Consider the following 13,342-nt stretch of genomic DNA (forward strand, 5'->3'; position numbering starts at 1 on the left):
GGCGCGGGACGTTAACCGCAGCTCGGGGAAACCGTCGTATCAATTGATATCGCACAGTTGACTTCGTGCGGGTCGTCGCGCAGAGGAACCAACCGTTCCGCGCCCGGTTCTCACCGCAGTAAAAGGGGGGTCCCATGAAGCACAAGCAATTCGCCGCCCTGCCCTTTCGCATCGAGGCCGCGGAGCTCAGCATCCTCTTGATCACCACGCGCCGGAAGCGGCGCTGGTCGGTGCCGAAGGGATCTCCGATGTTGCGCAAGCGCGCGCACCGGGTGGCGGCGATCGAGGCTTACGAAGAAGCCGGGCTGCGCGGCAAGATCAGCCGCCAGGCGCTCGGCCGCTTCAAGCACCGGAAGCGCAAGGGCAAGCGCAAGATTCCCTGCGAGGTGAAGCTCTATCCGTTGAAGGTAACCAAGCAGCACGGCCGCTTTCCCGAGCGTGGCCAGCGCAAGCTGGTCTGGGTATCCGCCTCCGAAGCCGCGCGCCGCGTCCATCACCCTGAGCTGCGCCGGCTGATCCAGGGCTTCTCCCGGCAGCAGCGCAAGCGAAGCTGACCGCCGCTCAGCGCTCCGCGAATTTGATGGTCGACACCGGCCAGCGGCCTTCGTGTCCGTTGATCGAAATCCGCAGTCCATGCAGCTCGTCGAGATAGACCTGCTCGACGGTTCCGGCCTTGCCGTCGCTCAGCGCCACGCACTTCCCGATCAGCTCGGTCTGGGCATGCTCGAACTCGTACAGAATCGTGAAGGCTCGCGTCTTGACGGCAACCATGAGGGAACGGTGTGAGGAGTGAGAGAGAGCCGCGACGCTGCGGAGCAGGCCAACGCTGGCCAAGAGATCGGGGCTTGCGCGCGCCGGGTCAACCGCCCCTCAAGCGATCGTGCACGCCGCTTGCGCAGCGTGCACGCCCTCTTCAACGGCATTCGAAATTGGCGGCATCTTCCAGGCTGCCGCTGCCCTTGTAGGTGACGACCTTGGGGAACGCACAGAGATCGCGCGTGCGCCCCGGCCATGGCACATCGGGCGCGCGCCGCGCCGAGGCGCGGATCGTCTCCGGCGCGGCGGCCTTGCCCTCCACCCAATTGTCCAGTGCGCTCAGCAGGTCGAACTGATCCGTCGCGGGTCCGCCGCCGCAATGGTTCATGCCGGGAACCAGGAACAGCCGGGCGAAGCCGTCCGTGTCCGGGTATTTCTTCTTGAGCTGGTCGACATAGTCGATCGTATCGAGCGCGGAGAAGATCGGATCGGCCGTGCCGTGATAGAACAGCATCTTGCCGCCCTTGGCTTTGAACGTGTCGAGATCGGTCGATGTCGCCGCCTCGTACTCCATGCCGGCGTCGAAGCCGCCGGCGCCCTTCATCACCTTGGGCACGTCGCGGTCGATGTCGAAATTGCGCACCCAGGCGACGAGATCCGTCGGCGTCTCCGGCGGGCTCATGAAATCATACGGCACGCCGCCGGCGATCAGCGTCAGGTTGCGCGCGTTCGGCGGGCTGGATTTGGGCGTGCCGAGCTTCCAGGCGCGCCAGCCCGGCGCGGCGAGGCCGGGGTCGTAGGGCCAGCGGGAATAGATCAGCCCGCCCATCGCATTGCGGCTGCCGTCGAACATCAGCTTGAGGGCCTTGAGCTTCGGCGCCGACAGGCATTGCGCGCTCTCGCCCTCCTTGCAGGCGAGCACGGCCGGATCGAAGCGGCAGGCCATGACGTCCTGCACCATGCCATCCTTGGCGCCATCGGCGCCATCGCAGGCCGCGGTCACGCCGTCGGCGACCAGCTTCAGGTCCTCATCGGTGAGCGCACTGCCGACATCGGCCTTGCCGTCGGGTCCGGGAGGCGCGATCGCCAGCAGCGCCTGCTCCTGCACGATCACGTCGACGCCGGCGAGCGGCACGCGATAGGCCGGCGCACCGGCGATGACGCCGTCGAACAGATCGGGAAAGCGCTGCGTCACCGCCATCGCCTGGCGGCCGCCGTTCGAGCAGCCGGCAAAGTAGGAGCGCCGCGGCGCTTGGCCGTAGAGCTTCTCGCTCGCCGCCTTGGCGGCCTCGGCCACCGGCGGAATCGAGCTGTAGCCCTTGTCGCGCCGCGCCTGTGGGTCGAGGCCGAACTGGTAAGGCCCGAGCGGACCTGGTTCTTCGAGGTGGCCCGAATCGGTCGACGCCGCGACATAGCCGTTGGAAAGCGCGTTCGGCGGCGTTGCGCCGGTCAAGAGGCCGAGCGCCGGCCGCAGCACGCCATCGACGCCGCCGCCGCCTTGGAAGACGAACTTGCCATTCCACGTCGCGGGCAATCGCAGCTCGTAGCCGATCGCATAGGGCTTGCCGTCGATGCCGGTGCGCTCGTTGATTTTGCCGCGGATCAGGCAATGATCCGGCGCCGGGCTTGTGACGCCGGCCGGCGCGGGAGGCGCGAGCTGCACGCCGCCTGCCGCGACGAACTCCGCCGTAACGATGCGGCCGCTGCCGGAAAAGCCCTGCGCCAGCGCGGCGCAGCTCGCCTTGAAATCCTCGGCCTGCGCCGAAGTCATGGCCGAAGTCATGGCCGACGTCATCGCCGACGTGGTCAGCAGCATCGCGGCCAGCGCCGTCATTCGGATCCGCATCAGTCTCGTCCTCCCATCGTCCGGGCTAGCGCCCGTCACGCCGTCATTTGCTCCGCGGCGCTTAACTCGCATCCGACCATAGCCAAGCCTGCGCGCGGCCCGCAAGCGTCCGCGCGCAAGCGTTCGATTGAAAACCGCGGGCAAAGCATGTCATCTGTCGGCTCGATACGATCGAGGGACATCATGGCTGCGGACATCCGGTTGAATGCGTTTGCGATGAACTGCGTCGGGCACCAGTCGCCCGGCCTGTGGCGGCATCCGCGGGACCGCTCCTCCGACTACAACCGCCTGCCCTATTGGCTCGACCTCGCCAAGACCTTGGAGCGCGGCCGCTTCGACGGACTTTTCTTGGCCGACGTGCTCGGCGTCTACGACGTCTATGGCGGCAATCCCGATGCCGCGCTGCGCCACGCCATCCAGGTGCCGGTCAACGATCCGATGATGCTGATCTCTGCGATGGCCGCGGTGACCGAGCATCTCGGCTTCGGCGTGACCTGCACCCTGTCCTACGAGCCGCCCTACCCGTTCGCGCGGCGGATGTCGACGCTCGATCATCTCACCGAGGGCCGTATCGGCTGGAACATCGTCACCGGCTATCTCGACAGCGCCGCGCGCGGCATGGGCAAGGAACGCCAGACCGCGCATGACGACCGCTACGACGTCGCCGACGAATATATGGAGGTCGTCTACAGACTGTGGGAAGGCAGCTGGGAGGACGACGCCGTGAAGCGCGACCGCGACAGCGGCATCTTCACCGATCCGGCCAAGGTGCATCGCGTCGTCCACCACGGCGAGAACTATCAGCTCGACGCCATCCATCTCTGCGAGCCGTCGCCGCAGCGGACGCCGGTGCTGTACCAGGCCGGCACCTCGCCGCGCGGCCGCGTGTTCGCCGGCCGGCATGCCGAATGCGTGTTCATGTCCGGCCCATCGGCCAAGATCATCGCGCCGCGCGTCGCCGCGATCCGCCAGGCCGCCGTCGAGGCCGGGCGCGCCGGCAGCGACATCGTCATCTTCAGCATCGCCACCGTCGTGCTCGGCGAGACCGATGCGGAGGCCGAGGCGAAATTCGCCGACTACCGCCGCTATATCGATCACGAGGCGTCGCTGACCTTGATGTCCGGCTGGACCGGCGTGGACTTCTCCACCTACGAGCTCGACCAGCAGGTGCGCCACGTGCTCAACGACGCCGGCCGCAGCGCGATGGACAACGTCACCCGCGCCGATCCCGACCGGGTGTGGACCGTGCGCGAGGTCGCCGAGCACATCGGGATCGGCGGCATCGGCCCGGTCTTCGTCGGCTCGCCCGCCAAGGTCGCCGATCTCATCGAGCATTGGGTCGAGCAGACCGGCGTCGACGGCCTCAACCTGGCCTTCGCGCTGTCACCGGAGAGCTTTGCCGACGTCGCCGACATGCTGGTGCCGGAGCTGACCCGGCGCGGCCGCTACAAGAAAGCATATCAGCCCGGGACGTTGCGCGAGAAAATGTTCGGCCGCGCGCGGCTCGCGGCGCCGCATCCAGCGGCGGGCTATCGGCCGTAAAAGCGACGCTTGCCGCCTAAACCGCCAACCGCTGCAGCAACTGGTCCACCGCCGCTGCGATCGGCTTGATGATCGGCGCGGAGAATTGCAGCTGCAACTGATCGGCAGCCTGCGCCAGCGGGCCGCCGCCGATGATCACGGCGTCGGCGCCGTCCTTGACGAGACATGCATGCGTCGCTTCGGCCAGTGCAGCGGCGAGGCGCGACGGATCGGCGGCGAGCGCGGCCGGCTCGCCCGGCGCCAGACGCGTGCCGGTGAACTGCGGCGACAGCCCCAACCTGTCTGCAAGGCTCGCGATGCTCGCGACCAGGGCCGGCGTCACCGTGGCCACGCCGAAGCGCCGGCCTGCCTTGGCGGCCTCGCGCATGGCAGCCTCGCCAATCCCGATCACCGGCAAACGGCCCCATGCACCAATCTCGGCAGCGCCGGGATCGCCAAAGGCCGCGATGATGATGCCGTCGCAGACATCACGATGTCCACGCGCAATCTCGACCACCTCGGCAGCCGAGGCCGCCAGAGCCTCGGGATCGACGATCATGGCCGGCGCCCGCGAAGCGGTCGCGCCGATCGCCTCGGCGCGCCCGGCGCAGCACTCGGCGGCAATCGACACCATCATCGCGGTGGTCGCCGCCGAGCTGTTGGGATTGATCAGGAGGATGCGGGGCATGCAGGCTCGGTCGCGCAAGAGGACGGGCCTCCCCTCCTGGCCAATCGCCGCCCCTCCGTCAACTCCTCAGCTGCTCTCCAACATGCGTGCAGATCAGCAAGTGCGAGGCGCGATCGACATGCGGGAACGCTCTTTCCGCTCGCACCGACGCGGCGCCCTCGCGCATACCGATGCTGAACCCGCATGTCGCTTGGGCTCATGCGGGCTACGGGCGCCGTCCGATCCGCATCGACAATTCGACCTCGTCGCCGAACGGCACCGAGAGATAGCCGTTCGCCGGCGAGCGGACATAAGCGAGATAATCGGGACAATAATCGGCATTGTCGGCCACGATAAATGCGCCTGCGCTGAGCTGGGGTTCGAGCAGCGCGAGGATATCGCGATAGAGCGGCTTGGCGCCGTCGAGCAGCACCAGGTCGATCGCTTCCGGCAGATCGGCGGCGAGCGTCTGCAACGCGTCGCCCTCGCGGATCTCGACCAGATCGGCCAAACCGCCCTCCTCCAAATGGCCGCGGGCGCGCGCGACCTTCGATGGCTCGAACTCGGTGGTGATCAGGCGGCCGCCGCCATTGTCGCGCAAGGCTGCAGCCAGGAACAGCGAGGAGATGCCGAACGAGGTGCCAAACTCGATGATCGATCTGGCGTTGAAGCTGCGCGCCAGCATGTAGAGCAGCAGACCTGTGTCGCGCGACACCGGCAGCGGATAATCCTTGAGCTGCGAATAGAGCTCGACATGGCCGGACTTGCTGCGCATCAGCTGCTCGCCCCGTTCGGCCATGCCGGCGAAGACCGGGCTCGTCTCCGGCCGCAGCAGCGCGGCCTCTGCAAGCAGGCGATCGAGCAGCGGGGCCACGGGCTGGGTGATGAGGGTGATCATGGAGGTTCTCCGTCTTTGCCAAGGAGGTGTCGTTTGCGTGCTCGGCAAAATACGAATAATCAATCGCATTCGCTAATCGCATTCCGGATCGCGCCATGGCTCCCGCCCGAAAAGCCCAGATCTCCGCAAGAAAACAGCCGCAGCAGGCCCGCTCGACCGACCTCGTCGCGGCCATTCTGCAGGCCGCTGTTCAGGTTTTGACGACGGAGGGCGCACCCCGCTTCACCACCGCGCGCGTCGCCGAGAGGGCCGGCGTCAGCATCGGCTCGCTGTATCAGTACTTCCCCAACAAGGCCGCGATCCTGTTCCGGCTGCAGAGCGACGAGTGGCAGCAGACCACGGCGCTGCTGCACGGCATCCTCGAGGACAAGAGCCGCCCGCCCTTGGCGCGGCTGCGCGCGCTGGTCCACGCCTTTCTGCAATCGGAGTGCGACGAGGCCGCGATCCGCGGCGCGCTCGACGACGCCGCCCCGCTCTACCGCGACGCGCCGGAATCCAGAGCGGCGCAGTCGAGCGGCCGCCGCGCCATGCAGGCCTTCATCCGCGAGGCGCTGCCCGAGGCCCGTCCCGCCGAACGCGCGCGCGCCGCCGATCTGATCAAGACAACGCTGAGCCAGGTCGGCAAGCACTTCTCCGAAACCCCGCGCAGCCGCGCCGAGATCACGGCCTATGCCGACGCGATGGCGGACATGTTCTGTGCGTATCTGGAGAAGGCCGGCGCACCGCGCCGCCCGCGCACCACCATGTCGCCCCGCGTCCGCTCCCAATAACGGTGCGCCCCGTCTGCCCGTTATTCACGGGAAGCTCGTAGGGCGGATCAGCGGAGCGCAATCCGTCTATCCGGAATCCGGCATACGGCATGTCCTGACGAAAGCGGCGGACTACGACTTCGGCTCATTCGCCCCACGCGCTCCGAACCTGCGTGCCAATCAGCGAGACCGAGGCACGATCCCGTAACCCGCATGAGAGCAGCGACATGCGGGGCCGGCCCATCCGCTCGCCTCGGCGCCGGCTTCGCGCACGCGAGCGCTGAACCCGAATGTCGCTGCGCTCATGTGCGCTACGGCCTGCTGTCGAAGGACCGGAGTTGCTGACCGGGGGCGCATTCGGAATGGAGCATTCGGTGGTCGCGCTGGTGTTCTGCACCACGGCCGGCGTCATCCTCCTGCTCATCGCGATCCGCCGGGGTCACTTGATGCCGCCGATGTGGAAGCGGTGAGAAAAGCGCGAGTGTCTGGAGAGAAGCGGCCTATTCTGCTGATTGCAGCGCGTTGGAGAGACGATCTGCGCGCGCCTATGCCGCAGCGAACGCAGTCGCCCATGACTGCGCCCTCGCGCGCACTTGCGCCAAGATCCGAAATTCGCCCGCGATCTCAAGCTGATTTGCCCTGTCCAGTCCCGCGGCGAAAAAAACTCTTGTTTCTTTTTTACCGAAATCATGTTCATATTCGTGCATCCCGCCCGATCGAGGGGCGCTGTCGCGAACGTCACGAAGCGTTGGGTGGGATGCGGTGGCCGGTTCTCGTCGCAGCGTGTGTCAAGCGCGTGGACGAACGATGGGAGCCGGACGGCGAAGTCGCGTGGTCCTGATACTCCGACGCTAGTATCAAGTTCGCAACGATGCCCAGCGTGTCTTGCGGATGACGGTGGCCAGACAGCCCGGCGCACCGGGGAGATCGCGTATAAGCCGTAAGCCCATCGCGCAGGGAAGGCCGGATGTCCGGCTGATCCTGTGGTGACCGCCGCGTGCTTTTTTTGTTGCACGCGGGCCATGGGTGTCAGCCGACGCCCGGCCTTCCCTGCGCCCTCTCTTCCCGAGAGGGACGAACGGCAGAGACAGCTCGGACGCAAACGGCGCCGCGGGATTGCCGCCGGCTGTCTCCGTCATCAAAGAAAACAAACTTCTCGCGAGACAGCCGAATGAAGAACTTTCGTCTCTATCCAGGCTGATCTGCAAAATTGCGCAGCGTGACTGATCCTGCGAATGATCCCGGGACATTGCAGGCGATCGCCTCTGAGGAGATTTTTGAATGACACCAGCTTTCGGCGGCCGGCGCCGCGCGCGGACCCTCCCCCTCGCCCGGCGCGGCGTCCTGATGATGGGCATCGCCCTGCTGGGCGCCCTTGCCACATCACGCGCCGAAGCCGCCGAGACGCTACGCATCGGCTATCAGAAATCCTCCACCCTGATCGCGCTGCTCAAGACCAATGGCGAGCTGGAGAAGGCGCTTGCGCCGCTCGACATCAAGGTCAGCTGGCACGAGTTCTCCAGCGGCCTGCCGCTGCTCGAAGCCATCAACATCGGCAGCATCGATGTCGGCGCCGACGTCGCCGACACCGTGCCGGTGTTCGCGCAGGCCGCGGGCGCCAAGCTCGCTTATGTGGCTGAGGAAGCCGCCTCGCCATCCGCGCAAGCGATCCTCGTGGCGACGGCCTCGCCGACCAAATCGCTCGCCGAGCTCAAGGGCAAGAAGATCGCGGTGACCAAAGGGGCCGGCAGTCATTATCTGCTGTTGTCGGCCCTCGCCAAGGCCGGCCTGTCCTTCAAGGACATCACCCCGGCCTATCTGCCGCCGGCCGACGGCCGCACCGCCTTCGTCAGCAACAATGTCGACGCCTGGGTGGCATGGGATCCGTTCCTGTCGAGCACGATCCGGCAGTCGGGCGCGCGCGTGCTCGCCGACGGCAGCGACGGGCTGGCGAGCTACAAGCGCTATTACCTCGCCTCCGCCGATTATGCCGGCAAGCATGCTGATGCGCTCAACGTCATCTATGGCAAGCTGGTCGAGACCGGCAAATGGGTGAAGGCGAACCCGGCCGCGGCGGCGAGCCAGCTCGCGACGCTTTGGGGCATCGACGCGGCCACTGTCGAAGAGGCCAACAGCCACCGCTCCTACCTGGTCGGCCCGGTGACGGCGGCTGGCCTCTCCGAGCAGCAGAAGATCGCCGACGCGTTTCTCGCCGAACGCGTGCTGCCGGTGAAGGTGGACACATCTGCGTTGGCGATCTGGACACCGAAGGCGCCGTGAGCCAGAGAGGAACCGAGCATTGTGCTCCGCAACGAAGCGGAGCGCGAGGCCCGACGACGAGCCTGAACGCAAGGAGACCATCGTGACCGCCCATCTTCCCCCGCCGACCGACCGCACCACCGAGCACCCCGCACATCGCCTCTTCGTCGACCGCTGGTCGCCGCGCGGCTTCACCGATGAGGCGCTGCCCGAGAGCGAGCTCTTGACCTTCATCGAGGCGGCGCGCTGGGCGCCCTCCTCCTACAATTCGCAGCCCTGGCGCTTTCTCTACGCGCTGCGCGGCCAGGCCGCGTTCGATACCTTCCTGGCGCCGTTGATCGAGTTCAACCGCGGCTGGGCGCAGCACGCCGCCGCCCTCGTCTACGTGCTGTCGAAGAAGACCTTCATCCCGGCCGGCAAGACCGAGCCGGCGCCGACCCGCACCCATTCCTTCGACGCCGGCGCCGCCTGGGCCAACTTTGCCAACCAGGCCGCGCTGTCCGGCTGGGCCACCCACGGCATGAGCGGCTTCGACGTCGCGGCCGCGCAGACCGCGCTCGGCGCGCCCGATGACTTCGCCGTCGAGATCGCCATCGCGGTCGGCCGCAAGGGCGACGGCGAGAAGCTCCCCGCCATGCTCAAGGAGCGCGAGAAGCCGAGCCCGCGGCTCGCCATCGCCGAGATCGCCGCCTCGGGACTGTTCCCAAAGAGCTTCGGCTGACGACGCGTTGGCATGCTGGGGGCGGCGTCATGGCGCCGCCCCTGACGCCCGGTGAAATCTATGGCAGAAAGCAGGACCATCGTCAGACGAAAGCCGAGACCCGCATGCCGCCGCCGAAACCGCCTGCCTTCGAAACCCTGAGCCTGCATGCGGGCCAGCATCCGGATCCCGCGACCGGCGCCCGCGCGGTGCCGATCTATCAGACCACGTCCTACGTGTTCGACGACACTGAGCACGCCGCCGCTTTGTTCAACCTCGAACGTGCCGGCCACATCTACACCCGCATCTCCAATCCGACGACCGCCGTGCTCGAAGAGCGGCTCGCCGCGCTGGAAGGCGGTGTCGGCGCGGTCTGCACCGCGAGCGGCCAGGCCGCGCTGCATCTGGCGATCGCCACGATCCTCAACGCCGGCGACCACATCGTCGCCTCCTCCTCGCTCTATGGCGGCACCATCAACCTGCTCGCCCACACGCTGCCGCGCTTCGGCATCAACACGAGCTTCGTGAAGCCGCGCGACCTCGACGGCTTCCGCAGCACCATCAAGCCCAACACGCGGCTCGTGATCGGCGAGACTCTCGGCAATCCCGGCCTCGAAGTGCTGGACATCCCGAAAGTGTCCGCGATCGCGCACGAGGCGGGCATCCCGCTCCTGATCGACAACACTTTCGCGACGCCCTATTTGAGCCGGCCGATCGCGCAGGGCGCCGACATCGTGATGCATTCGGCGACCAAATGGCTCGGCGGACATGGTATCGCGATCGGCGGCGTGATCGTCGATGGCGGCCGCTTCGACTGGCGGGCGTCAGGCAAATTCCCTGTGCTCACCGAACCCTATGCCGGCTATCACGGCATCGTCTTCGACGAGCAGTTCGGCACCGCCGCCTTCATCATGCGGGCGCGCACGGAAGGCTTGCGTGATTTCGGCGCCTGCCTGTCGCCGACCAACGCCTTTCATCTTCTGCAGGGCGTCGAGACCTTGCATCTGCGCATGGAGCGCCATGTCGCGAACACGGCGGCCGTGCTCGCCGCGCTGACCGCCAACAAGGCCGTCGACTGGGTGCTGCATCCGTCGCTGGAGACGCATCCCGATCACGCGCTGGCCAAGCAGCTGCTGCCGCGCGGCACCGGCTCGATCGTCTCGTTCGGCATCAAGGGCGGCCGCGCCGCCGGACGCAAGTTCATCGAGAGCCTGAAGCTGATCAGCCATCTCGCCAATGTCGGCGACGCCAAGACGCTGGTGATTCACCCGGCCTCGACGACGCATCAGCAGATGGATGCCGCACAGCTTGCAGCAGCCGGGATCGGCGAAGAGCTGATCCGGCTGTCGGTAGGCATCGAGGCCGCATCTGATATCATCGATGATCTCGGACAGGCGCTGCGCGCCTCGCAGAAGGTGTGAGCCATGCAGCTGTCGATTGCTGATCGCGATGTGTTCGTGGCGACCGGCGGTCGCGCGTTCGATTCATCCCTGCCCGCTGCCGTCTTCGTGCACGGCGCCGGCTTCGATCATTCGGTCTGGGCGTTGCACAGCCGCTGGTTCGCGCATCACGGCTTTGCCGTGCTGGCGCCCGACCTGCCCGGCCATGGCCGTTCCGGAGGGCCGGCGCTGCCGACAATCTCCGCGATGGCCGACTGGATCGTCGCGCTGTTGCGGGCGGTGGACGCGAAGCCCGCACATCTCATCGGCCATTCAATGGGGTCGCTGATCGCGCTCGACACCGCGGCGCGCCATCCGGATCACGTTTCTGCGCTGAGCCTGATCGGCACCGCCGCAACGATGACCGTCGGGCCGGATCTCCTGAAAGCCGCGGAAGCCAATGATCACACCGCGATCGACATGGTCTCGATCTGGGGTCTCGGTTTTGCAGCCGAGCTCGGCGGCAGCCGCGCGCCCGGCCTGTGGATGCATGGCGGCGCCCAAGCGACGCTGGAGCGCTGCGCGCCGGGCGTGCTATTCAATGATCTCTCCGCCTGCAACAACTATCAGGATGCGCTGGCATCGGCGGCCCGGATCAAGGTGCCGACGCGGCTGATCCTCGGCGAGAAGGACATGATGACGCCGCTGAGGGCCGGCAAGGCGCTGGCCGCGGCGATCGCGCAATCCCGCGTGATCGTGCTGCCCGGCGCCGGCCATACGATGATGGCTGAGTATCCGGACGCGCTGCTCGATGCGCTCATTGCCAGTTGATGCGAGGACACTGTTGTTCCGCGCGGATCCGGTGACGGCGCGGCGTTTGCGCAGGCCGCGATTAGGAACGTCGCGTGACGCGCCCCATTGGTGGTTGGTGAAACCTCAAGGGAGCGCAAGACAATGCGAAAGACAATGCTCACGATTCTCGCGGCGACGGTGATTGCGGCCGGTTCGGTCGGCGCAGCCCTGGCTCAGGGCGGCGGCGGTGGTGCAGGTGGCGGCGCGGGTGGTGGTGCCGGCGGCGGCGCAGGCGCCGGTGCTGGCGTCGGCGGTGCCGGTGCGGGCGCCGGTGGCGGCATGGGCGGCGGCAGCATGGGGGCCGGCAGTGGATCGGCCGGCGGAGCAAGCGGAACGACCGGCGCGGGCACGGGAGCCTCGGGGACAGCAGGCACCACAAGCGGTGGCGGCTCGGGAGCCAGCACGGGCAGCGGATCGTCGTCGTCGAACAGCTACGGCGGCGGCTCGCCGAGCACGAAAGGTGTGCGCAACGGTCTTCCGCCGCGCTGACATCTTCAAACATCCGCAGCGGCCCTTAACGGGGCCGCTGCGACATTGTGGCGCCGATGCGACCTTGTGCCACCGATCAGGCGACATCGAGACCCGGAACGGACCATTGCGGCGAAACGTTGCTCCTCACATCTCGAGAACAGATAGGAGCATGCAGATGCAGCTGCGCAAACTTTCGACGGCCGCCGTCATCGCGACCATGACGCTCTCCGCAGTGACGCCGCTCGCCGCCGCACCTTTGCTGCCGAACACTCCGGTCCCCGCGTCGTCCGCGGTCAACTCCGGCGTCGAGCAGGTGCAGTACCGCCACTGGCGCGGCGGACACGACTGGCATCCCGGCATCGGCCGCCGGCACGGCTATCAGTACGGCTATCGCCATCACCACAACGGCGCGGCTGTTCTCGGCGGCCTTGCGGCCGGTGCGATCATCGGCGGGGCCGTTGCCAACAGCCGGGCCCAGGCGAGCGAGTCGCAAGTCTATTGCGCCCAGCGCTATCGCTCCTACGACCCGCGCTCCGGCACCTATCTCGGCAACGACGGCCGACGGCATTCCTGTCCATAGCGACACGACGATCGATGCCGGAGCGCCGGCATCGATCGCTCTCCTTAGACCAATGTGGCGCGACAATACGTCCGCCGCAACGGTTGCAACGAAGATCGCCTCGTCCGGCTTGAGCAACACCCCTGACATCAACGGGAGAACTCAGGATGATCACGTTCAAGACCGCCGCGACGCTCGCCATCGCCGGCGCAGTCTCTTTTGCCACGCTGCAATCAGCCTCTGCGGCACCCCTGACGTCGCTTTCAGCCGTCGCCAAGTCCGGTACTGAAAGCGCGAACACCGTTCAGGTCCGCTACGGCGGCTGGCATGGCGGCTGGGGTGGTGGTGCCGCGATCGGCGCAGGGCTTCTGGCCGGCGCCGCGATCGGCTCGGCGATCGCCGCGCCTTCCTACTATGGCGGCTACGCGCCGTATTACGGCGGATATCGCTATGCTTCGTACCCCTACGGTTACCGTCCATACTACGGCTACCGCTATGGCTACGCGCCACGCCCGGTGTACCGCAGCTACGGATATTCCTATGGCCCCCGGCCCTGGCGACACAGCTACGGCTACTACCGCGGTCCCGGTTTTGGCCATCATCACGGCTGGCATGGCGGGCAGCATTTCGGCCACCGCCATGGCCATGGCGTGATCCGCACGCATCATCGCTGGTGATGTGACCC

At 67.0% G+C, this 13,342-nt stretch carries 14 protein-coding genes; 10 read left to right on the top strand and 4 right to left on the bottom strand.

The window, feature by feature from the left end; genetic code table 11:
* The first annotated feature begins 134 nt into the window (after window positions 1–134).
* Window positions 135–554 carry an NUDIX hydrolase gene (locus tag BRADO_RS22640; protein WP_011927677.1) on the top strand — a complete coding sequence of 140 codons (420 nt, stop codon included), beginning with the start codon at window positions 135–137 and terminating at the stop codon, window positions 552–554.
* Window positions 555–561: 7 nt separating this feature from the next.
* Here the strand turns inward: BRADO_RS22640 and BRADO_RS22645 are convergent, their stop codons facing one another.
* Both BRADO_RS22645 and BRADO_RS22650 read right to left on the bottom strand, forming a co-directional pair.
* Window positions 562–771 carry a hypothetical protein gene (locus BRADO_RS22645; RefSeq protein WP_011927678.1) on the bottom strand — a complete coding sequence of 70 codons (210 nt, stop codon included), beginning with the start codon at window positions 769–771 and terminating at the stop codon, window positions 562–564.
* 142 nt (window positions 772–913) lie between these two features.
* Window positions 914–2,602 carry a tannase/feruloyl esterase family alpha/beta hydrolase gene (locus BRADO_RS22650; protein WP_011927679.1) on the bottom strand — a complete coding sequence of 563 codons (1,689 nt, stop codon included), beginning with the start codon at window positions 2,600–2,602 and terminating at the stop codon, window positions 914–916.
* A gap of 183 nt (window positions 2,603–2,785) precedes the next feature.
* On the opposite strand from BRADO_RS22650, the gene BRADO_RS22655 reads away from it, so the two are divergent.
* Window positions 2,786–4,144: an LLM class flavin-dependent oxidoreductase gene (locus tag BRADO_RS22655; protein WP_011927680.1), complete on the top strand. Its 1,359-nt coding sequence runs from the start codon at window positions 2,786–2,788 to the stop codon at window positions 4,142–4,144.
* Between the two features lie 16 nt (window positions 4,145–4,160).
* Here the strand turns inward: BRADO_RS22655 and BRADO_RS22660 are convergent, their stop codons facing one another.
* Window positions 4,161–4,811, bottom strand: coding sequence for an aspartate/glutamate racemase family protein (locus tag BRADO_RS22660; RefSeq protein WP_011927681.1), 651 nt, complete (start codon window positions 4,809–4,811; stop codon window positions 4,161–4,163).
* Between the two features lie 205 nt (window positions 4,812–5,016).
* Window positions 5,017–5,688, bottom strand: coding sequence for an O-methyltransferase (locus BRADO_RS22665; RefSeq protein ID WP_011927682.1), 672 nt, complete (start codon window positions 5,686–5,688; stop codon window positions 5,017–5,019).
* A 95-nt stretch (window positions 5,689–5,783) separates the two neighbouring features.
* On the opposite strand from BRADO_RS22665, the gene BRADO_RS22670 reads away from it, so the two are divergent.
* From BRADO_RS22670 to BRADO_RS22705, 8 genes are all read left to right on the top strand, one after another.
* Window positions 5,784–6,458 carry a TetR family transcriptional regulator gene (locus tag BRADO_RS22670; RefSeq protein ID WP_011927683.1) on the top strand — a complete coding sequence of 225 codons (675 nt, stop codon included), beginning with the start codon at window positions 5,784–5,786 and terminating at the stop codon, window positions 6,456–6,458.
* Window positions 6,459–7,787: 1,329 nt separating this feature from the next.
* Complete coding sequence (locus tag BRADO_RS22675; RefSeq protein ID WP_011927684.1) at window positions 7,788–8,717, top strand: aliphatic sulfonate ABC transporter substrate-binding protein; 930 nt, start codon at window positions 7,788–7,790, stop codon at window positions 8,715–8,717.
* Between the two features lie 82 nt (window positions 8,718–8,799).
* Window positions 8,800–9,417, top strand: a complete 618-nt coding sequence (locus tag BRADO_RS22680; RefSeq protein WP_011927685.1) for a nitroreductase family protein — start codon at window positions 8,800–8,802, stop codon at window positions 9,415–9,417.
* Between the two features lie 104 nt (window positions 9,418–9,521).
* Entirely contained in the window at window positions 9,522–10,817 is a 1,296-nt protein-coding gene (locus BRADO_RS22685) for an O-acetylhomoserine aminocarboxypropyltransferase (RefSeq protein ID WP_011927686.1), read from the top strand.
* Window positions 10,818–10,820: 3 nt separating this feature from the next.
* Window positions 10,821–11,606: an alpha/beta fold hydrolase gene (locus tag BRADO_RS22690; RefSeq protein WP_011927687.1), complete on the top strand. Its 786-nt coding sequence runs from the start codon at window positions 10,821–10,823 to the stop codon at window positions 11,604–11,606.
* A gap of 123 nt (window positions 11,607–11,729) precedes the next feature.
* A complete protein-coding gene (locus BRADO_RS35150) occupies window positions 11,730–12,116 on the top strand; it encodes a hypothetical protein (RefSeq protein ID WP_011927688.1) in 387 nt (128 codons plus the stop codon).
* A gap of 157 nt (window positions 12,117–12,273) precedes the next feature.
* On the top strand, window positions 12,274–12,678 hold the full coding sequence (locus tag BRADO_RS22700; protein ID WP_011927689.1) for a BA14K family protein: 405 nt from the start codon (window positions 12,274–12,276) through the stop codon (window positions 12,676–12,678).
* A 146-nt stretch (window positions 12,679–12,824) separates the two neighbouring features.
* Window positions 12,825–13,334 carry a hypothetical protein gene (locus tag BRADO_RS22705; RefSeq protein ID WP_011927690.1) on the top strand — a complete coding sequence of 170 codons (510 nt, stop codon included), beginning with the start codon at window positions 12,825–12,827 and terminating at the stop codon, window positions 13,332–13,334.
* Window positions 13,335–13,342 lie beyond the last annotated feature (8 nt).

Source organism: Bradyrhizobium sp. ORS 278 (assembly GCF_000026145.1).
Classification (GTDB): Bacteria; Pseudomonadota; Alphaproteobacteria; order Rhizobiales; family Xanthobacteraceae; genus Bradyrhizobium.

Coding starts and splice junctions, on each gene's coding strand:
- BRADO_RS22645 (WP_011927678.1), bottom strand. CDS start 771: ATGGTTGCCGTCAAGACGCGAGCCTTCACGATTCTGTACGAGTTCGAG.
- BRADO_RS22690 (WP_011927687.1), top strand. CDS start 10,821: ATGCAGCTGTCGATTGCTGATCGCGATGTGTTCGTGGCGACCGGCGGT.
- BRADO_RS22640 (WP_011927677.1), top strand. CDS start 135: ATGAAGCACAAGCAATTCGCCGCCCTGCCCTTTCGCATCGAGGCCGCG.
- BRADO_RS22685 (WP_011927686.1), top strand. CDS start 9,522: ATGCCGCCGCCGAAACCGCCTGCCTTCGAAACCCTGAGCCTGCATGCG.
- BRADO_RS22660 (WP_011927681.1), bottom strand. CDS start 4,811: ATGCCCCGCATCCTCCTGATCAATCCCAACAGCTCGGCGGCGACCACC.
- BRADO_RS35150 (WP_011927688.1), top strand. CDS start 11,730: ATGCGAAAGACAATGCTCACGATTCTCGCGGCGACGGTGATTGCGGCC.
- BRADO_RS22655 (WP_011927680.1), top strand. CDS start 2,786: ATGGCTGCGGACATCCGGTTGAATGCGTTTGCGATGAACTGCGTCGGG.
- BRADO_RS22665 (WP_011927682.1), bottom strand. CDS start 5,688: ATGATCACCCTCATCACCCAGCCCGTGGCCCCGCTGCTCGATCGCCTG.
- BRADO_RS22650 (WP_011927679.1), bottom strand. CDS start 2,602: ATGCGGATCCGAATGACGGCGCTGGCCGCGATGCTGCTGACCACGTCG.
- BRADO_RS22705 (WP_011927690.1), top strand. CDS start 12,825: ATGATCACGTTCAAGACCGCCGCGACGCTCGCCATCGCCGGCGCAGTC.
- BRADO_RS22675 (WP_011927684.1), top strand. CDS start 7,788: ATGGGCATCGCCCTGCTGGGCGCCCTTGCCACATCACGCGCCGAAGCC.
- BRADO_RS22670 (WP_011927683.1), top strand. CDS start 5,784: ATGGCTCCCGCCCGAAAAGCCCAGATCTCCGCAAGAAAACAGCCGCAG.
- BRADO_RS22700 (WP_011927689.1), top strand. CDS start 12,274: ATGCAGCTGCGCAAACTTTCGACGGCCGCCGTCATCGCGACCATGACG.